The organism is Labilibaculum euxinicum (genome assembly GCF_009795715.1).
GTDB classification, from domain to species: Bacteria; Bacteroidota; Bacteroidia; order Bacteroidales; family Marinifilaceae; genus Labilibaculum; species Labilibaculum euxinus.
Genome location: NZ_WTCR01000009.1, coordinates 22,667 through 41,526 on the forward strand (window position 1 = coordinate 22,667; position 18,860 = coordinate 41,526).

Sequence of the window (18,860 nt, forward strand, 5' to 3'; positions counted from 1 at the left end):
TAGTTATTTTACAATTCACTACTACTAGATATTTTAACAGATGAAAATAATTGTTCCAATGGCAGGAATGGGGAAACGCATGCGTCCTCATACTTTAACGGTTCCAAAACCTTTAATTCCAATTGCAGGCAAGCCTATTGTTCAGCGCCTTGTCGAGGAAATTGCAAAAGTTTCCGACGAAGCAATTGATGAAATAGCATTCATTATTGGTGATTTTGGCAAGGAAGTCGAAGAAAGATTATGCGGTATTGCTAAAAATATTGGCGCTAAAGCAAGTATCTACTATCAGGAAGAAGCATTGGGTACTGCTCATGCCATTTATTGCGCGGCACCTTCATTATCCGACAAGGTTGTAGTTGCTTTCGCAGATACTTTGTTTAAAGCAGATTTTGTTTTGGATGCTGAGGCAGACAGTGTGATATGGGTACAAAAAGTTGAGGATCCATCTGCTTTTGGGGTTGTTAAAATTGATGATGAGAACAACATTACGGATTTTATAGAGAAGCCAAAGAATTTTGTATCTGATTTAGCAATCATTGGAATTTACTATTTTAAAGATGGTGATAATCTGCGGGATGAATTGGAATATCTGATGAAAAATAAGGTGCTGGTAAATGGTGAATACCAGCTTACAAATGCACTGGAAAACATGAAGAACAAAGGACTTTCTTTTAAGCCAGGACAAGTTATAGAATGGATGGATTGTGGAAATAAGGATGCAACCGTTCATACAAATCAAAGAATATTGGAATACCACAAGAATGATGATTTAGTTTGCCCTTCGTCTTCAGCTGAAAATTCCATTATTATTCCTCCATGTTACATTGGAGAAAATGTAAAAATTAAGAATTCGGTAATTGGACCTCATGTTTCGGTAGGTGCAAATACGACAGTAAGTAATACTTTGGTTCGCAACTCAATCATTCAGCGTAACTCAAATCTTGAAAACTTAAACCTTGAAAATTCTATGATAGGTAATTATGTTGATGTTCAGGGTGAAGTTTCGGAGTGGAATGTTGGAGATTTTGCGACCTTCTCAAAATAAAGATAGATGAAGGTGGGATGTAAATTTTGGATGGCAGTTCTTATCGGTTGTTTGGTGTCAGGCTCTGTTTTAGCAGGGGAAATTGTGCCAATGCCTAAAAAAGAGATAGTACAGAAAGAAGTAAAGTTGACAGAGGCGCAAAAATTAGAGTTCGATTTTGCTTTTGCGGAGGCAACGAAGGCTATTTTGCTGCAGGAGTTGGATAAAGGACTTTCTTTGTATGCAGCTTGCCTTAAAATTGATCCGTCGAGTGCTGTTGTTCGTTACGAATTGGCGAATATTTATATGAGTCAGGAAGATTTGGGGAGTGCACTGGAGCTTTCCAGAGCTGCTGTTTCATTGCAGCCATTAAATATTTGGTATCAAATTCAGCTTGCAAATATTTACCAAAAAAAGGGGATGATGGATCAAGCTTGTGCTGTGTATGATGACTTGGTAAAATTACATCCGGAACGAAACGACTTTTATTATTTACAAGCCGCGATATTTGCTTCAGTAGAAAAATTTGATGAAGCCATAGAAGTCTATAATCGTTTGGAGAAAAAGGAGGGAATCCAGGAAGGGATCTCGTTGGAAAAAGAACGCTTGTATCTTGCTGCAGGTAACAGAAAAATGGCCTATTCCGAAATTCAGAAGCTGATAAAAAAGAATCCTTACCGGGCTGATTTCTATGGAATGTTAGCCGATTTGTATATGGAGGACAAAGATGAAGATAAAGCTTTTGAGCAGTATGAAAAGATATTGAAAATTGATCCGGAAAACGGTTTGGTTCATTTTTATTTAGCGGATTTTTATCGAAGAAAAGGCGAAATTGAAAAAAGTAATGCTTCACTTACAAAGGCTTTCAGAAATCCAGAAATTGAATCGGATCAGAAAATTCAATTTTTAATTTCCATTTTGATGAATGGAAATAAAGAAGGCATGTCTGATGAATATTTGAAAGAATTATTGGACATATTGGTTGAAGTTCATCCGGGACAAGTAAGAGTACATGCACTTTATGCTGATTTTCTTAGAAAAAGAAAAGATAATGAAGGCGCACGATATCACTTAAGGAAAGTGCTTGAAGAGGAAAAAACAAATTATGTAGTTTGGGAAGAATTGCTTTTAATAGACAATGAAATGTTGGATTTTGAAAGTATGTTTAATGAAAGCTCTGAAGCATTAAAATATTTTCCGACCCAACCTCTTTTATATATCTTTAAAGGCGTTGCTGCAGCTCAAAAACAAGAGTACAAAACCGCAGTTGAAACATTGGAGGAGGGTTTTTCTTATATTGGTGAAAATGTAAAGTTACGGGTTCAGTTTAAGACTTACTTAGGTGATGCTTACTATCAAATGGGCGATGCACAAAAAGCATTTAAAGCGTATGATGAGGTATTGTTGTTTGAGCCGGAAAATGTAATTGTGTTAAATAATTACAGCTATTATTTATCAGTTAAAGGGCAAGAACTTGAAAAAGCTAAAAAAATGAGTTCTCTTTGCATCAAACTCGAGGCAGAAAACTCTACTTATCTGGATACTCATGGATGGGTTTTATATCGAATGGGAGAATTTAAGGATGCTAAAAGTGTTTTGGAAAAAGCTTTGAAATTCGGGGGGGGAGAATCTGCTGTAATTGTGGAGCATTATGGTGATATTCTTTTTCGTTTAGGGGAGAATGAAAAGGCTCTTGAAGAGTGGAAAAAAGCAATTGAAATAGGTGAAGGTTCAGTGTATTTGGCCGAAAAAATAAAGACAGGGAGCATTCCTGAAGAAGAAGAGAAGCAAGAAAATGGGCAATAAAAAATATTCAAAAACTGTCGTAAGGGCTCTGATCGTTATCATTGCCCTTTTTCAGTTTTCCTGTAAATCATTTTATGAGTTAGGTGTTGAGAAGGCAAAACCAATCTCCGACAATAGGTTATATAATGGGCTAATAGATAGTAGTTTAAATTATAAAAGTATATATGTAAAGCGCTTTTCTGCAAGCTTTTCGGTTGATGGCATAAGCAAAAGTTTTAAAGGTTCTATTAAAATAGAAAAGGATAGTATTATTTGGATTGATATTACTGCCTCTGTTGGGATACCGGTAGCCCGGCTGCTCATTACACCTGATTCTGTAAAAATGATCGATCGGATAAAGAAAACCTATTTTATTGATAACTTTGAGTTTCTTTCTGACAAACTAAATATGGATTTGGATTTTTATTCTTTCCAAAGTATTCTTACCAATTCAATTTTTAGAGTAGACAATGAAGAGAAGGAAAAAGCTTTTATTCGATCCTTTGATGGAAAAATAATTGACAACAAGTATGTTTTTATATCTGATAAAGCGAGAAAGATTGATCGAAAATTAAAAAAGGATAAGCTGGAAAAATTAAATAGGTTTAATTATCAAAGAGTAGATATCGATCCTTCATTAATGAGAATTACAGATATATTGGTAAAGGAATTTGAAGCCGCGAGAGACATTACGATTAAGTATCGGGATTTCACTGTTTTTGAAAGCAGGAAGTTTCCTCAACGATTGGCTTTTGAAGTAAAGGATCCAAAACATTTATTATCTTGTAACATTAAATTTAATAAGGTAACATTTAGTGAAGATCTGCGCTTTTCGTTTACAATACCGGACAAATACGATCGAATTTATCCATAAAACCACTATGGGAATTAACAAATTAACGTGTAATAAAATATTTTATTTAGTAATTGCTCTTCTGTTTTTATCATCAGTAGATGCTTTTTCTCAGCATGATATTTCTACTCTTAAAAAACGAAAAGAGCAGAATTCTAAAGATATAGCGTATACCAATAGTCTTCTTAACAACACTTTGAAGAATAAGAATGTAACGTTGGGGCAATTAAACCTTCTAAATCAAAGAATAAAGTCCAGACAAGCTTTGATTCAGTCCATTGAAAATGAAATTTCTTATATCAATTCTCAGATAGGTAAAATTAATGCAGATGTAAAAGGATTGGAAGATGAATTGAATAAGCTGAAACAACAGTACGCAAAGGTGATTCAATACGCATACAAGCAAAGAAATTCACACGAAAAACTGATGTTTTTATTGTCATCGAAAGATTTTAACCAAGCTTATAAACGATATAAGTATCTTCAGCAATTTTCGGAATACAGCAAAGAACAAGGCAAACTGATAGGCTCCAAAAAAGATACACTGAAAGCAAACCTGCTTCGTTTAAAAACGGCAAAGAGTGAAAAAGTTGTTTTGCTATCCGATAAAACAAAGGAAAGTCAGAGTTTAGCTCAAGAGAAATCTCAGCAATCTGAGATTATTTCAAAATTGAAAAAGCGTGAAAAACAACTTAGGGATGATTTAAGGAAACAACAACGGTATACTAAAAAGCTGGAAAAAGAAATTCAGAAAATCATCGAAAATCAGGCTAAACTGGCAGCCAAGAAAAACAGCGGAGGAGGCAAATATGGCTTAACTCCAGAGGAAAAAGTTCTTTCAGAATCATTTGATCAAAATAAGGGAAAGCTTCCATGGCCAACAAAAACTGGTTTTATATCTGAAAAATTCGGAGAGCACAAACATGCAGTACTTAAGCATGTTAATGTTCGAAACGATGGTGTAAATATAACGACTGACAACAATGCCGAATGTCGCTCTATTTTTAAAGGGGAAGTCACACACATTCTTTCAATGCCTGGTCTTAATAATGTAATCATTATTCGCCATGGTGAGTTTTTCTCAGTTTATTCAAACCTTTCTTCAGTTACCGTGAAAAAAGGCGATATAGTTACTTCTAAAGAGAAAATTGGGGTGGTGTATACCGACCAGGCACAAAGCCAAACTGTTCTTAAATTCCAATTATGGAAAGGGAGTACAAAATTGGATCCTTCATTGTGGTTGTATCGGAATTAACTCTTTTACGTAGTAGTTGATATGGGTTCTAAGCAGGAAATTTTTATCGAAAAATTAGATCGGTTTATTCGAAAATACTACCAAAATCAGCTCCTAAGAGGTTTGCTTTTGAGTATTGTTCTGATTTTGTCCTATTTCTTGATTGTCTCATATACAGAATACTTGCTGTATTTTTCAGTTTCGGTTCGAACATTTCTCGCTATTTTTTCTGTACTTTTTTTTTCGTTAATGATCGTGAAACTAATTATTTTACCCATAATTGGTTTGTTGCAGATTGGAAAAAGAATAAGCTACAGGCAGGCAATTAGTATTATTACACAATATTTTCCAGATCTGCAGGATCGGTTGATTAATACATTGGAATTAACCGAGCTGTCAGCTAAAAGTGATTCATCCGCCGACTCCCTTTTAATGGCCAGCATCAACCAACGAATGGAATCTATTCAATTGATTCCTTTTAGAAAAGCGATATCATTCAAATCGAACCTTAGCTACTTAAAATACCTTATTATCGTATTTATAGCAATTATTGGAACTTATATTGCCTTGCCGGATATGTACTCCAGCAGCGCGAATCGTCTGGTTCATTTTAGGAAGGAATACATCGCTCCAGCCGACTTTAAATTTGTAGTAAATCAAAGTGTTATGAAGGTGGTTCGAGGCTCTGATTTCTACTTAGAAGTGCAAACCGAAGGTAAATATGTGCCGGCTGATGTCTACCTGGTATGTGAAGGGAATCAGTTCCTATTAAAAAAGGAAGGAAGTAATCGTTTCAGTTATCTTTTCAGGAATGTAAATAGAGAAGTAAGTTTCTTTTTAAAGGCCGGTAAAATAACATCATTAACCTATCAGCTGGAGATTTTATTAAAACCGGGAATTAAGTCTTTTGAACTTACGGTAAAATCACCATCTTACACAAAATTACCAGAAAGTAAAGAGAAAAATTTGGGAGATATTAGTGTACCCGAAGGATCTTTATTGGAATGGACGATTGAGGGGGAGGACACCAATTCAGTTCAAGTTGTCTTCAATGATTCTTTAAATCAGGTCGATTCAAAAGATAAAGGCAATACCTTCTTATTTTCAAAAACCATTTTTCAGAAAAACAACTACCAAATTTATGTTAGTAATAAGCAATTTGAAAAACAGCTTTTTGCCAATTATACCATTGATATAATACCAGATCTTTATCCGCAAATTCAGGTGTCAGTTATACAAGATACTTTATTGCCTACGGCCTACTATTTTAAAGGTATATTGAAGGATGATTATGGATTTTCGAAATTACGGTTTTGTTATCTTATTAATGATCAGTTACCTGTTTACATTCCTCTAAGCTTGAATCGGAATCTTAGTTCTCAGGAGTTTTATTATGCCTTCGATTTTGCAAATGTTGATGTAAGCGAAGGAAGTCGTGTACAATATTATTTTGAAGTTTTCGATAATGATGGAATAAATAAACCGAAAATGTCTCGTTCCCGGCAATTTTCTTTATTAGTTCCGGATTCGAAGCAGTTGTACGATTTAAATACAAGTATGCAGGATAGTATCTCGAATCGAATCGAAAAAGGAATTGATCTGAGTCAATCCATACAGGAAGATATAAAGCGTCTGCAGAAAAATATGTTGGATGGTACCGGAGACAAATGGCAGCAACAGCAAATGTTTCAGCAAATCGATTCTAAAAAGAAACAATTGGATAAGTTGCTAAATAATATCAAGCAAGAGAATTCAAAAAAAAATCAGCTGTCAAATTCTTTGGGACAAAAAGATTCTTTACTAATCGAAAAGCAAAAACAAATTGAAAAGCTTCTTGAAAATGTAATGGATGATGAGTTGCAAAAATTGTTTGAAGAATTTAACAAATTGGCTGAAGATTTTAAACCGGAAGATTTAAATAAGCTAGGGAACCAAATAAACATGTCGTTTGATGATTTTCAGAAACAAATGGATCGCAACCTGAGTTTGTTGGAACGATATGATATTGAGGCTCGTATGAATAAAATTATTGATAGAATTGATAAAATTGCCGATAGTCAGGAGGAAATTAGTGAGCTAGGGCACAGGCAGGAGGAAAAAATGAATTCTCAGCAAGTTGAGGAAAGTCAAAAATGGGATGAGCTGAAAAAAGATCTGCAAAATCTTCTCGAAAAAAATTCCGGCATTAGTGACCCGTATCAATTTCAAAATCCTTCCGAAGATCTTGAGTCTATCTCTGAGATGATGAAAGAATCAAAAAACTTTCTAGAAGAAGGTAAAACCTCTAAGGCTTCAAAAAATATGAAAGCAACTTCTAAAAAACAAAAAGCACTTGCTCAGAAGTTGAATGGTAATCTTTCAAAAAGTGTAAGTGCTCAGCTTACCGTTGATATTGATAATTTAATTCGCCTGATGAATAACCTGATGGAATTTTCATTTCAGCAGGAGGTCGTATTGACTGATTACAAAACTGTGGATTATCGAAATCCTTTATTTGTAAAAATGATTGAAGAACAGGGGGGATTAAAAGAAGAGTATTTATTAATTCAGGATTCATTGCTATCTCTTTCATCTCACTCACCTCAGGTTGCAGCTTTAATTGGAAATAGAATTTTTGGTATAGGCAATTATCTCGATCAGGTTCTCGAAGAAGCTAACAACAGAAGAAAAATTCAAGCCAATGTTACACAACAAAAAGTATTAACTGAAGTTAACGAATTATCACTGTTTCTTTCCGAGGCATTAAAACAACTCATGGAACAAATGGCGAATGCTATGCCTGGCGATCAAATTGGCGATCAAAAAGGAGGAAAACCATCATTTGCGGGTATGCAATCGGAGCAGCAGTCCTTAAAAAAGATGTTGGAGGAGATGATTCAGGAAATGAAATCAGGAAATGGTAAAAATAATTCTAAAGAAAAATTGGGAAAGTTTTTACAAAGGCAGGAAATGTTTCAACAAAATTTGAGTGAAATTCTTCAGAAAAGTGGAGTTGGAGACGAGACAGAGAATATATTACGTGAAATAATGAAAATGATTGACCAAATGCAATCAGACATATCTAATTTTTCCATAAATTCGAATACAATTAATAGGCAAAATAGAATAATTTCTCGTTTGTTGGAAGCTGAAAACGCTCAGAGAGAAAAAGATTTTGATAAAAAAAGAGAAAGTAATTCTGGAAATATTATTAAATTGAGTAACCCTACGGAAATATTTGAGTATAAAAGAATACGAACAGATTTTGAAGGTATTTTCGATGACTCTTATGTAAAAATGCTCGACTACTATAATAAATTGTATTTGGATTACATGATCAAAATAAATAATGACTAAATCAGAAAAATTGCTAATCTTTCCATCCGAATTAGAGAATATAAGCAGAGTTGAAAGGCTCATAGATGAGATTTCTTCATCTCATAACCTTAGTTCTGAAATTTACGGAAAAATTTCAGTTGCTCTTATTGAAGCTGTCAATAATGCGATCTTGCATGGCAACCAGCTAGACGTAACTAAAAAGGTGAAAGTTAAATACAATATTGATGACGAATCTATTAGTTTCATTGTGTGGGATGAAGGTAAAGGATTCGATTTTTCTAATATTCCTGACCCAACGCTTCCTGAAAATTTGGAGAAGACACATGGACGGGGAGTTTTTCTAATGAATCACCTGGCTGATGATATTGAATTTGGAGAGAATGGTGCTATAGTAGAAATGAAATTTATTTTTGGATAAAAAATGTTGATTACTTACGATACGTGTGAAGCTAGTATTCCCGCGATTGATCAGAAGCGCTTAAGCGAATGGATCAATCGCGTTGTTGTTAATAATAGTTTCGAAATTGGAGAGATAAATTACTATTTCTGCTCTGATAATTACCTGCTTGAAATGAATCGTGAACACTTAAATCACGATTACTTTACGGATATAATTACTTTTGATTATACTGTTGCTGATATTGTATCAGGAGATTTATTTATAAGTGTTGATACAGTTCTTGATAATGCAAAAGAATACGGATGCGAGTATCTTCAGGAATTGCATCGTGTAATGATTCATGGAGTCCTTCATTTAATGGGAATTGATGATAAAACTGATGAGGATCAGGAAATAATGACCCAAAAGGAGGACGAATCATTAGCATTACTTTCCGATATTGATTAAATTTGTGAAATTTTTTTAGTTTATTGATCTGAATTCTAGATAATTAGCTTGGGTGTGTCCATTGTAGTTAATTGGTTTTCAGTTTTTTAGATAAAATAATTACCTTTGCACGAATAAGAATAACGAATATAAATATCTTTTATTGTATGTTGCCAAAGTATGATGTTATAGTAGTAGGTGCCGGTCATGCCGGATGTGAGGCGGCAACAGCTGCGGCAAACCTTGGATCTTCGGTTCTTTTGGTTACCATGGATATGAATAAAATTGCTCAAATGTCATGTAATCCAGCTATTGGTGGAATTGCAAAAGGGCAAATTGTTCGTGAATTAGATGCCTTGGGAGGCTTTACAGGAATAGTTACCGACCGTTCATCCATCCAATTCCGTATGCTTAATCGTTCTAAAGGACCTGCAATGTGGAGTCCAAGATCACAATGTGATAGAATGATTTTCTCTTCGGAATGGAGAAAAATTGTTGAGAATACAGATAATTTGGACATGTGGCAGGATGCTGTTGTTCAGGTAATTATAGAGGATGGCAAGGCAGTTGGTGTGACTACTAAATTGGGAATTGACATTACTGCGAAATCGGTAATATTAACCAATGGAACTTTCCTTAACGGATTAATGCACATTGGACGTAAACAGGAAAAAGGGGGGAGAACAGCAGAACCTGCATCTGTAGGAATTAGTGAACAATTAAAAAGTATTGGCTTTGAAGTTGGGAGAATGAAAACCGGAACTCCTGCACGTTTAGATGGCAGAAGTATCGATTTTTCAGTAATGAAAAGACAGGATGGGGAAGAAGGATTTTATCAATTTTCTTATCTGACAGATCATGTAGATCGTATTCTTACTCAGAGACCATGTTATATTACGTATACAAATCTGGATGTTCACGATAGTCTCAGAGAAGGGTTTGAAGAATCTCCGATGTATAATGGAACAATTCAGAGTACAGGTCCAAGATATTGTCCGAGTATAGAATCTAAGCTGTCAACTTTTGCTGAGAAGCAGGAACATTTGCTTTTTTTAGAACCAGAAGGAGAGCACACTCATGAGTATTATATCAACGGATTTTCATCGAGTCTTCCTTGGGATGTTCAGCTAAAAGCACTTCAAAAAGTTCCGGGATTGGAAAATGTGAAAATGTATCGTCCGGGATATGCAATTGAATATGACTATTTTGATCCAACACAACTTCATCATACTTTGGAAACAAAATTGGTTTCGAACTTATTTTTTGCCGGACAGATTAATGGCACAACCGGATATGAAGAAGCAGGAGCTCAGGGAATGATGGCAGGAATAAATGCGAGTTTATTGGTGCAAGGAAAAGAGGCTTTCACACTGAATAGAGACGAAGCTTATATTGGTGTTTTAATTGACGATTTGGTAACTAAAGGTGTTGATGAGCCTTACCGAATGTTTACATCAAGAGCCGAATACCGTATTTTATTAAGGCAGGATGATGCAGATTTACGCTTAAGTCCTAAGGCTTTTAAATTAGGATTAGTGGGACAAAAACGAATTGACTTGCTGGAAGAGAAAATTGAGTTTAGAGATAAATTAGTTACCTTTTGTAAAGAGTTTAGCTGCAAACCAAAATTCTTAAATCCGGTTCTGGAAAAATTAGGAACGGCACCATTAAAACAGGGCGTTAAATTGTATGATATTATTCTTCGTCCGCAGGTTCAGATTAAAGATTTGCTGGAAGATATTATCCCATTAAAAGAAGTGGTGGATTTAATACCAAACAGACGGGAAGAAATTATTGAAGCTGCTGAGGTTTTAATAAAATATTCGGGCTATATAAATAGGGAAAAATTGATCGCAGAAAAATTAACCCGCTTGGAGAATATTAATATAAAAGGCAGATTTGAGTATACAAGTTTGCAATCTATTTCGACTGAGGCAAGACAAAAATTGGATAAAATTCAGCCTCAAACTATTGGACAGGCATCGCGGATATCGGGTGTTTCTCCTAGCGATATTAACGTTCTTTTGGTACTCATGGGACGATAACGTTCCACGTGGAACTAAGGAGTATTTAAAAATAGTTTACTCCTTAAAACGCCCGAAATTGCCTTTTTGCATGTCGAAAAGTTAATTTCGGGCGTTTTTGAAGGCAATATTGAGCTATTTTAGGAATTGAATTTGGAGATTACCATTATTAAATGATAATAGATGAGATATGACAAGTAATAGATTTTCGATATCAGGTAAAGTTGTGGATGTTGTTTCGCGTGAAATAATCAATGCAGAGGTGTATGTTGAAGAGGGAAGAATCACTTCCATTAGTAAGAGGGATTCTGTTCCTGATCAATATATTTTGCCAGGACTTGTTGATGCACACATGCACATTGAAAGTACCTTATTAATACCAAGTCGATTTGCAAGTTTAGTTGTACAGTTTGGCACATTAGGTTTGGTTACAGACCCGCACGAAATAGCAAATGTACTGGGTGAGATTGGCGTTGATTTCATGATTAATGATGCCGGTAAAGTTCCTTTGGAAATTCGCTTTGGTGTTCCGTCATGCGTACCGGCCACCAAACACGAAACTTCAGGTTTTGTTTTGGATAGTAATATTGTGGAAAGCTTACTGAAAAGAGAAGAAGTTGTTTGTCTTGCTGAAGTAATGGATTTTGTTGGTGTGATTGAAGACGATCTTGAGGTACTCAAAAAAATAGTAGCGTGTAAGAATCTTGGAAAAAAAATAGACGGTCATGCTCCAGGTTTAAAAGGAAGGGATTTGAAAAAATATGTGGCATCTGGAATTTCTGCGGATCATGAATGTTCAACTTTGGAGGAAGCTCTTGAAAAGATTTCTTTAGGGATGATGATTCAAATAAGGGAGGGTAGTGCTGCTAAAGATTTTGAGGCGCTGTATTCTTTGTTGGAAACACACCCGGATAGAATCATGTTGTGCACAGATGATTTGCATCCAGATGATTTAATTGAAAATGGGCATATAAATTTTCTGATTAAACGTGGATTGAAGAAGGGACTTAATTTATTTTCATTACTGCGGGCCGCTAGCTACAATCCAATCCATCATTACGGATTAAACCTGGGATTGCTGCAGGTTGGCGATTCTGCGGATTTTATTGTAGTTGATCATCCGGAATCATTTGTTGTAGAGCAGGCATTTCGAAAAGGTGTTTGTATTTATAAAAATAAGGAGGTTTTGTTTAATGTAAGTAATGAAATCATCTTGAATAATTTTAGTCGAAAACCAATTCAATTAGCAGATTTGGCTGTTAAGCCTCAAAATGGTTCATTGCGGGCAATGGTTGTTAAGGATGGTGATCTGATAACTGATTCAATTTTGTGTACACCAAAGGTAATTGATACAAATGTTGTATCTGACGTTGATAATGATTTATTGAAAATGGTTGTGATGAGTCGATACGATAATGGAAAACCAGTAATGGGATTTGCCAAAGGATTTGGTTTTAAAAATGGAGCTATTGCCGAAAGTATTGCTCACGATAGTCACAATATTATTGCGGTAGGAACAAGTGATGAAGATTTACTTCATGCAATTAATACTCTAATTGAAATGAAAGGTGGTATTGTTGCAGTTAACAACGGAGAAAGTGAGTCGGTTGAATTGGAAGTTGCGGGATTAATGTCGAACAAGACAGGAGAGGATTTGGTAAGGGAATATGCAAAATTGAGTGAATTTGCTTCCGATTTGGGATCGAATTTTCAGTCTCCTTTTATGACTCTTGCATTTATGTCTTTACTGGTAATTCCTAAACTAAAATTATCAGATAAAGGTCTTTTTGATGTTAAAGAATTTAGAGTAATAGACCTTTTTAAAGAAGAGTAAGCTATATTAGTGGAAAATTATAATAAGTGATAAAAAACAAAAACATAGATCATTTAAAATTTTTGGTTTCTGCTTTGCCGGAAGAGCCAGGAGTTTATCAGTTTTTTGATGAGAACGATACAATTATATATGTAGGAAAAGCAAAGCGACTCAAAAGAAGGGTTGCTTCCTATTTTAACAAAGTTCACGATTCGGCAAAAACCAATATAATGGTTCGCAAAATTGTGGATATTCGGCACATTGTTGTTGAATCGGAAGAGGATGCCCTGTTATTAGAGAATAACTTAATAAAAAAACATCAGCCGCGGTACAATGTTCTTTTGAAAGACGATAAATCTTTTCCCTGGATTTGTATTAAAAGCGAAAACTTTCCAAGAGTGCAAGTCACCCGTCATTTGATTAAAGATGGTTCGGAATATTTTGGACCCTATACGAGTGTGAAAATGGTTCGGATTTTAATGGATATGATGCGGTCTTTGTATCAACTTCGAACTTGTAATTTAAGTTTGTCGGAAGAGGGGATTAGAGATCAGAAATTCAAAGTTTGTTTGGAGTATCATATTGGGAATTGCAAAGCACCTTGTGTTGGGAAGGAGAGTAAAGAAGAGTATGAACAAACAATACAGGATATTCGGAATATATTGAAAGGAAATATTGGTTCGGTAACTTCTCATTTGAAAGAAAAAATTCAGGAACTGGCCAATGATTTTAAATTCGAAGAAGCACATCTTATTAAAGAGAAATTAGATTTACTCGCAAAGTATCAAAGTAAGTCAACGATTGTAAATCCTTCTATTAATAACATTGATGTGTATTCTATTGTTGATGATGAAGATTCTGCGTATGTAAATTTTTTAAAAGTGGTAAATGGAGCCATTATTCAGGCACACACCATTGAAATGAAAAAGAAAATTTACGAAAGTAAAGAGGATTTGCTTTTGCTTGCTATTACAGAGATCCGGCAGAAGATTTTTAGTACGGCAAAAGAAATTTTGATTCCTTTTGAGCTTGAATTATCCATTGAAAATGTTCGGTTTGTTGTCCCTCAACGTGGCGATAAAAAGAAATTACTGGATTTATCTGAACGCAACGTTAAATATTATCGTCTCGAAAAGTTAAAGAAAGGAGATAAGTCTCTAAAACAATCGCATTCCGAACGTATTGTAGAAACCATGCGCACCGATTTAAGATTAAAAGATGCGCCGGTTCATATTGAATGTTTTGACAATTCGAACATACAAGGAACTAATCCGGTCGCCTCTTGTGTTGTGTTCAGGAATGCAAGACCTTATAAAAAGGATTATCGGCATTTTAATATAAAAACAGTAGTTGGAGCAAATGATTTTGCTTCTATGGAAGAAATAATTTACCGGCGTTATAAAAGATTGCTGGACGAGGGAAAGAGTTTACCGCAATTGATTTTGATTGATGGGGGAAAAGGACAATTGGGAGCTGCCTTAAATAGTCTGGATAAATTAGAATTGCGTGGAAAGATTTCTGTAATTGGAATCGCCAAAAAACTGGAAGAAATCTATTTTCCCGGAGATCCTTACCCATTGTATCTGGATAAAAATTCAGAGACTCTTAAAACTATTCAACATTTGCGAAATGAATCGCATCGCTTTGCAATAACCTTTCATAGGCAGAAGCGATCAAAAGCATTTATTGTCTCTGAATTGGATAAAATTGAAGGTATTGGGCGAAAATCAGTTGAAAAGTTAATTAAAAAGTTTAAATCTGTAGAGAATGTAAAAAGTGCCGCACTTGCTGATTTGGAATCTGAATTAGGAAATTCAAAAGCTTTAATAGTCTGGAAATGTTTCCATTAGAGATTTTATTTGAGAAGTTACTTGAATATTTATTTCAATGTAATTTTAATTCAAAAATAATTCACACAGCTAAAAAAATGCGGACAAAATCTCTTTTTGTGTGATATGTTTAAAGTATAAGTTTATTTTTAGGTTGTTAATGTGTTTATATACAGTCTCTTTGTTGTGATATTGACCGATCATTAAGCTTTTAAAGTCCAAAATGTGGTTTTCTACCAGGCAATTACCTAATAAATTAAGATTTTTAATAATTCCTTTCTCTACTGTCATGCTAACCTCTAATATGATTCCTCCCGAAAAATTACTGAGTTTTTCAAAGATGTAGTTGGGTGAGTAGCCATAATTCCATTCCCAGTTGTTGTATTTCTCTGTCATTAAAGCTTCTATCTTTTCAATATCAATTGCCGATAGTTCAAATTCCTTGGCATCTGGAAATTTCGTTGTCAAATCCGTTAAAATTAATTGAGCAAAGTTGTCGATACTCATGGAATGGGAAAGATATTCAGAGATGTTCGTTACCTTACTTCTAATGGATCTTATACCCCGATCTTTGAACTTGAGAGGATTTACCTTTAACAGCTGATTTAAGCGATTTAAATCGCTTGAAAATAGCATTGTGCCATGTTGCATAAGCTTGTTCTTAAAAATGTGTGAAGCATTCCCTGAAAATTTCTTTCCATCGATAGTTAAATCACTTTTTCCTTCAAATTTAGCGTTTACGTGCAGCTTTTGAAGAGTATCGATAATCGGCTGACTGTATTTTTGAAAATCAACCAATTTACTTTTTTCTCCACTCTTGATAAAGCAATAATTTAGATTTCCTTCGTCGTGAAAAACGGTTCCTCCACCTGACATTCTTCTAATAACAGGTATATTTTCCTGTTCAGCTTTGTCGAGATTGATTTCAGCCAGGGTATTTTGATGCTTTCCTACAATCAATGCAGGAGTATTGGTATACAAGAAGAAAAAATCATCTTCATGGTTTTTTAGCAAATACTCTTCGCAGGCAATGTTAAAAACGGGATTGGTAGATGAACTGATGAAATACAACATGCTTTACTTTTTTTTTGTAACGGATTACAAATATCAGTATTAATTGGGAAATATCTTAATTTAGAATCAATTTTAATAAGGTGCAAGTCTGGAAAAACGGTTTTAGCAATATCTTTTTTACATGAATATGATGTGTTATATTTGAGAGGAACAATTAATTGTAACATTTAATAAATATATTGATATGCGGGTTGTGGTTCAGCGGGTTACTCAAGCTTCAGTGAGTGTAGATTCTGAAATAATCGGGCAGATATCGAAAGGATTGCTGGTGTTGGTGGGAATAGAGAATGCTGATACGGAAGAGGATTCGGAATGGTTGAGTAAAAAAATCTGTCATCTTCGAATTTTTGACGATGAGGAAGGAGTAATGAATAAATCTTTACTTGAAGTGGATGGAAATATTTTGGTAATCAGTCAGTTTACATTGCATGCAAAAACTAAAAAGGGGAACAGACCATCTTATATTACAGCTGCAAAACCTGATATTTCAGTACCTCTGTACGAGAATTTTGTTGCTCGTTTGGAGAAAGAATCCGGAAAGAAGGTGGAAACAGGAAAATTTGGTGCCGAAATGCAGGTCTCATTGGTTAACGATGGTCCGGTTACCATTGTAATGGATACTAAAAACAAGGAATAGATGATGAATCAGATAGGAATTAAGGAAGCCCAGGAAAAAGTTGATCAATGGATCAAAAAGTATGGAGTTCGTTATTTTAATGAATTGACCAACATGGCTATTTTGACCGAAGAGGTAGGAGAGGTGGCTCGAATTATCTCCAGAAAATATGGAGAGCAATCTTTCAAAGAAAGCGATAAGGAAGTTGATTTAGCAGATGAAATGGCTGATGTTCTTTGGGTTCTAATGTGCCTGGCAAATCAAACAGGAGTTGATTTAAACGAAGCTTTTCAGAAGAATCTTGAGAAGAAAACGGAGCGGGATATGTATCGGCATAAAAATAATGAGAAACTCTAAGTTTACGGAATAGTAAAAAATAATTTGTATTCATAAATAGGCCAAAGTCATCATTCCGATGACTTTGGCCTATTTATGAATACTTTTCTCGATATGAAATAGGTTAACAGAAAAACGACTTTTATAATTTGAAGAAGTATTCTGTTGATTATTAAAAATATAACTTGTTATGTGAAATATTTCACAGTGGTATTTTTAACTTTAATAATTAATTTACGTACATTCATAACTATTTGATGTCGTTTTGTCAAACAAATATTATTTGTACTTAAATTTAAATTATGGACGCATTTCTTTCTTTTATTGGCTTGTGGCCCCTAAGTTGGGCTCCTAATTACTGGTCTCTTTGTTGGGGTCAAACACTATCAATTGACGACAACACAGCTCTTTTTTCTTTGATTGGTATCACATACGGTGGTGATGGTAGAGCTAGTTTTATGTTGCCTGATTTTAGAGGCAGAGTTCCTCTGGGTTATGGAAGTGGCATAGGTCTTTCTCCTAATAAAATGGGATTGAGGGCAGGTGTAGAAAAAGTGAAACTTGTTTCATCTCAGATACCTGTACATACACATACAGCAACTCTTTCGTCTGTAGATGTTCAATTTATGGCTAGTGCACTTCCTGGAACAGAAAGCGTACCAGGCACTAATAATGCCAGAACTTTGGCCGCAACAGCAGGAAGATATCCTGATACCATTTACAATTCAGAAGTGCCAACTGTAGAGTTGACAGGGGTGGCTTCTAGTGGTGGTGATATTGCTATTGAAGCAGCAGGAGGAGACCATTACCATACCAATATTCAGCCGTCATTGGTTGTAAATTATATCATTTGTATGAATGGAATTTATCCTCCAAGACAATATTGATATATATGGGTTGGCAATATCTGCTGGCCCAATTTTACTTATTATCAAACCCTATTTTTTTGATGAACAATAATATTAAAATCGGTTTCCTTACACCGTATTCTTCTATTTACCCAGAAATGACACCTAGTCTCATCTCTGGATTTTATTCAGCTATTCCAGAACAATATCATCATCTTTTTCAATTTATTCCTGAGTATGTAGGACAGGGTGGGGATAAAGCCATTACTGAGGCAGTTAATAAATTGTTAAATTTCAACAGAGTTGATATTGTTTCGGGTTTTGTCAGCTATAAAGTTTTACCGTCGATTATTCCTAGTATCGAAAACCGACAAAAAATGGCTTTATTCTTTGATGTTGGTGAGTATATTCCTTACAATCACCATATTTCTGAAGCTGTTTTTAATAATAGTTTTCAAATGTGGCAGTCAGAATTTGCTTTAGGATATTGGGCTTATAAGCAATTTGGAGATAAGGGAATAGTGCTGACACCCATTTACGATGGTGGATATCATCTGCAATCGGCTTTTCGACAAGGTGCAGAGATGGCAGGAGCCAAAGAGATGGATTTTAAAGTTCTCAATTATCTTCCCGAAGGTTCTCAGGTAAAAGGCAGAATTCAAGAAGTTTTTTCGCAAATAAGAATTGAAAAACCCTCATTCATTCATGCACTTTTCTGTGGAAATGAAGCATTAGAGTTCTATGACGAATTTTACAAATCGGGTTTAAACAAGCAAATTCCTCTGATTGTAAGTGCTCATATGGCTTCCGATGAAATATTAAAAAAAGTAAGTAATCTGGATTTGAAATTCTATTCGGCCTCGATGTGGAATTACAATTCACAAGAAAAGGCTAATCTATTGTTCAAGAAAAGAGTGTCCGATTTTGCAGGGCAGAAACCTGATTTTTATACTCTATTAGGATATGAAACAGGTTTGATTTTCGAAAGATTAATACCCGAGTTCTTAAATGGTAATTGGACAGAGATTAAAAAACGATTAAAGACAGAAACTATTGATGGCCCCAGAGGCAAACGCTCCTTTTTCTTGAACTCAGAATATGCTGCTCCCCTTATCGATATTGAAAAAATTGGTTTTCACACTAACAACGTCAATAAGATTGTAATTGGACAGGGAACAGCCATGAAATACGATCATGAAACCTATGAAAAGATTCATAAAGAGAACGTTAGCGGTTGGCAAAATCCGTACTTGTGTGTGTAAAATAGATATGTTTTTTTT

Annotated in this window: 16 protein-coding genes; 14 read left to right on the forward strand and 2 right to left on the reverse strand. The window is 34.8% G+C overall.

The genetic code is table 11. From position 1 onward, the window contains the following. Positions 1 to 40 precede the first annotated feature (40 nt). Genes GQR60_RS12775 through GQR60_RS12795 form a run of 4 tightly spaced genes read left to right on the forward strand, consistent with a single transcriptional unit; the run spans position 41 to position 4,917 of the window. Positions 41 to 1,045, forward strand: a complete 1,005-nt coding sequence (locus GQR60_RS12775; RefSeq protein WP_124993309.1) for a sugar phosphate nucleotidyltransferase — start codon at positions 41 to 43, stop codon at positions 1,043 to 1,045. A 6-nt stretch (positions 1,046 to 1,051) separates the two neighbouring features. Further along, a complete protein-coding gene (locus GQR60_RS20215) occupies positions 1,052 to 2,830 on the forward strand; it encodes a tetratricopeptide repeat protein (protein ID WP_124993310.1) in 1,779 nt (592 codons plus the stop codon). Then, positions 2,820 to 3,683: a DUF4292 domain-containing protein gene (locus GQR60_RS12790; protein WP_124993312.1), complete on the forward strand. Its 864-nt coding sequence runs from the start codon at positions 2,820 to 2,822 to the stop codon at positions 3,681 to 3,683. Before GQR60_RS20215 ends, GQR60_RS12790 begins: the two co-directional genes overlap by 11 nt. Before the next feature lie 7 nt (positions 3,684 to 3,690). Next, a complete protein-coding gene (locus GQR60_RS12795; RefSeq protein ID WP_124993313.1) occupies positions 3,691 to 4,917 on the forward strand; it encodes a murein hydrolase activator EnvC family protein in 1,227 nt (408 codons plus the stop codon). 64 nt (positions 4,918 to 4,981) lie between these two features. Here the strand turns inward: GQR60_RS12795 and GQR60_RS20220 are convergent, their stop codons facing one another. Beyond that, positions 4,982 to 5,110 carry a hypothetical protein gene (locus GQR60_RS20220; protein WP_262885274.1) on the reverse strand — a complete coding sequence of 43 codons (129 nt, stop codon included), beginning with the start codon at positions 5,108 to 5,110 and terminating at the stop codon, positions 4,982 to 4,984. Between the two features lie 41 nt (positions 5,111 to 5,151). On the opposite strand from GQR60_RS20220, the gene GQR60_RS12800 reads away from it, so the two are divergent. From GQR60_RS12800 to uvrC, 6 genes are all read left to right on the forward strand, one after another. Beyond that, positions 5,152 to 8,232: a DUF4175 family protein gene (locus GQR60_RS12800; protein WP_124993314.1), complete on the forward strand. Its 3,081-nt coding sequence runs from the start codon at positions 5,152 to 5,154 to the stop codon at positions 8,230 to 8,232. After that, complete coding sequence (locus GQR60_RS12805; RefSeq protein WP_101311243.1) at positions 8,225 to 8,632, forward strand: ATP-binding protein; 408 nt, start codon at positions 8,225 to 8,227, stop codon at positions 8,630 to 8,632. The genes GQR60_RS12800 and GQR60_RS12805 overlap by 8 nt, the downstream gene beginning before the upstream one ends. Before the next feature lie 3 nt (positions 8,633 to 8,635). After that, positions 8,636 to 9,061 (forward strand): rRNA maturation RNase YbeY, encoded by a 426-nt coding sequence (gene ybeY / locus GQR60_RS12810; protein WP_101311242.1) that lies wholly within the window; start codon positions 8,636 to 8,638, stop codon positions 9,059 to 9,061. 146 nt (positions 9,062 to 9,207) lie between these two features. Continuing rightward, positions 9,208 to 11,085, forward strand: coding sequence for a tRNA uridine-5-carboxymethylaminomethyl(34) synthesis enzyme MnmG (gene mnmG / locus GQR60_RS12815; RefSeq protein WP_124993315.1), 1,878 nt, complete (start codon positions 9,208 to 9,210; stop codon positions 11,083 to 11,085). A gap of 169 nt (positions 11,086 to 11,254) precedes the next feature. Beyond that, positions 11,255 to 12,898 carry an adenine deaminase gene (ade, locus tag GQR60_RS12820; RefSeq protein ID WP_124993316.1) on the forward strand — a complete coding sequence of 548 codons (1,644 nt, stop codon included), beginning with the start codon at positions 11,255 to 11,257 and terminating at the stop codon, positions 12,896 to 12,898. A gap of 26 nt (positions 12,899 to 12,924) precedes the next feature. Beyond that, positions 12,925 to 14,727, forward strand: a complete 1,803-nt coding sequence (uvrC, locus tag GQR60_RS12825; RefSeq protein WP_306599198.1) for an excinuclease ABC subunit UvrC — start codon at positions 12,925 to 12,927, stop codon at positions 14,725 to 14,727. 69 nt (positions 14,728 to 14,796) lie between these two features. Here the strand turns inward: uvrC and GQR60_RS12830 are convergent, their stop codons facing one another. After that, positions 14,797 to 15,780 (reverse strand): lipoate--protein ligase, encoded by a 984-nt coding sequence (locus GQR60_RS12830; RefSeq protein WP_124993317.1) that lies wholly within the window; start codon positions 15,778 to 15,780, stop codon positions 14,797 to 14,799. Positions 15,781 to 15,964: 184 nt separating this feature from the next. Here GQR60_RS12830 and dtd point away from each other — a divergent pair, with 184 nt between their 5' ends. From dtd to GQR60_RS12850, 4 genes are all read left to right on the forward strand, one after another. After that, complete coding sequence (gene dtd / locus GQR60_RS12835; RefSeq protein WP_124993318.1) at positions 15,965 to 16,417, forward strand: D-aminoacyl-tRNA deacylase; 453 nt, start codon at positions 15,965 to 15,967, stop codon at positions 16,415 to 16,417. Further along, entirely contained in the window at positions 16,418 to 16,753 is a 336-nt protein-coding gene (locus GQR60_RS12840) for a nucleotide pyrophosphohydrolase (protein ID WP_225441413.1), read from the forward strand. It abuts the gene before it with no gap. A gap of 281 nt (positions 16,754 to 17,034) precedes the next feature. Further along, positions 17,035 to 17,619, forward strand: coding sequence for a phage tail protein (locus GQR60_RS12845; protein ID WP_124993319.1), 585 nt, complete (start codon positions 17,035 to 17,037; stop codon positions 17,617 to 17,619). A 62-nt stretch (positions 17,620 to 17,681) separates the two neighbouring features. Continuing rightward, positions 17,682 to 18,842: an ABC transporter substrate-binding protein gene (locus GQR60_RS12850; RefSeq protein WP_160463477.1), complete on the forward strand. Its 1,161-nt coding sequence runs from the start codon at positions 17,682 to 17,684 to the stop codon at positions 18,840 to 18,842. Positions 18,843 to 18,860: the final 18 nt, after the last annotated feature.

What these genes read in the sequence shown, in the direction of transcription:
- GQR60_RS12775 (WP_124993309.1), top strand. Translation starts at nt 41, where the DNA reads ATGAAAATAATTGTTCCAATGGCAGGAATGGGGAAACGCATGCGTCCT.
- GQR60_RS20215 (WP_124993310.1), top strand. Translation starts at nt 1,052, where the DNA reads ATGAAGGTGGGATGTAAATTTTGGATGGCAGTTCTTATCGGTTGTTTG.
- GQR60_RS12790 (WP_124993312.1), top strand. Translation starts at nt 2,820, where the DNA reads ATGGGCAATAAAAAATATTCAAAAACTGTCGTAAGGGCTCTGATCGTT.
- GQR60_RS12795 (WP_124993313.1), top strand. Translation starts at nt 3,691, where the DNA reads ATGGGAATTAACAAATTAACGTGTAATAAAATATTTTATTTAGTAATT.
- GQR60_RS20220 (WP_262885274.1), bottom strand. Translation starts at nt 5,110, where the DNA reads ATGTTCGAACCGAAACTGAAAAATACAGCAAGTATTCTGTATATGAGA.
- GQR60_RS12805 (WP_101311243.1), top strand. Translation starts at nt 8,225, where the DNA reads ATGACTAAATCAGAAAAATTGCTAATCTTTCCATCCGAATTAGAGAAT.
- ybeY (WP_101311242.1), top strand. Translation starts at nt 8,636, where the DNA reads ATGTTGATTACTTACGATACGTGTGAAGCTAGTATTCCCGCGATTGAT.
- mnmG (WP_124993315.1), top strand. Translation starts at nt 9,208, where the DNA reads ATGTTGCCAAAGTATGATGTTATAGTAGTAGGTGCCGGTCATGCCGGA.
- ade (WP_124993316.1), top strand. Translation starts at nt 11,255, where the DNA reads ATGACAAGTAATAGATTTTCGATATCAGGTAAAGTTGTGGATGTTGTT.
- GQR60_RS12830 (WP_124993317.1), bottom strand. Translation starts at nt 15,780, where the DNA reads ATGTTGTATTTCATCAGTTCATCTACCAATCCCGTTTTTAACATTGCC.
- dtd (WP_124993318.1), top strand. Translation starts at nt 15,965, where the DNA reads ATGCGGGTTGTGGTTCAGCGGGTTACTCAAGCTTCAGTGAGTGTAGAT.
- GQR60_RS12840 (WP_225441413.1), top strand. Translation starts at nt 16,418, where the DNA reads ATGATGAATCAGATAGGAATTAAGGAAGCCCAGGAAAAAGTTGATCAA.
- GQR60_RS12845 (WP_124993319.1), top strand. Translation starts at nt 17,035, where the DNA reads ATGGACGCATTTCTTTCTTTTATTGGCTTGTGGCCCCTAAGTTGGGCT.
- GQR60_RS12850 (WP_160463477.1), top strand. Translation starts at nt 17,682, where the DNA reads ATGAACAATAATATTAAAATCGGTTTCCTTACACCGTATTCTTCTATT.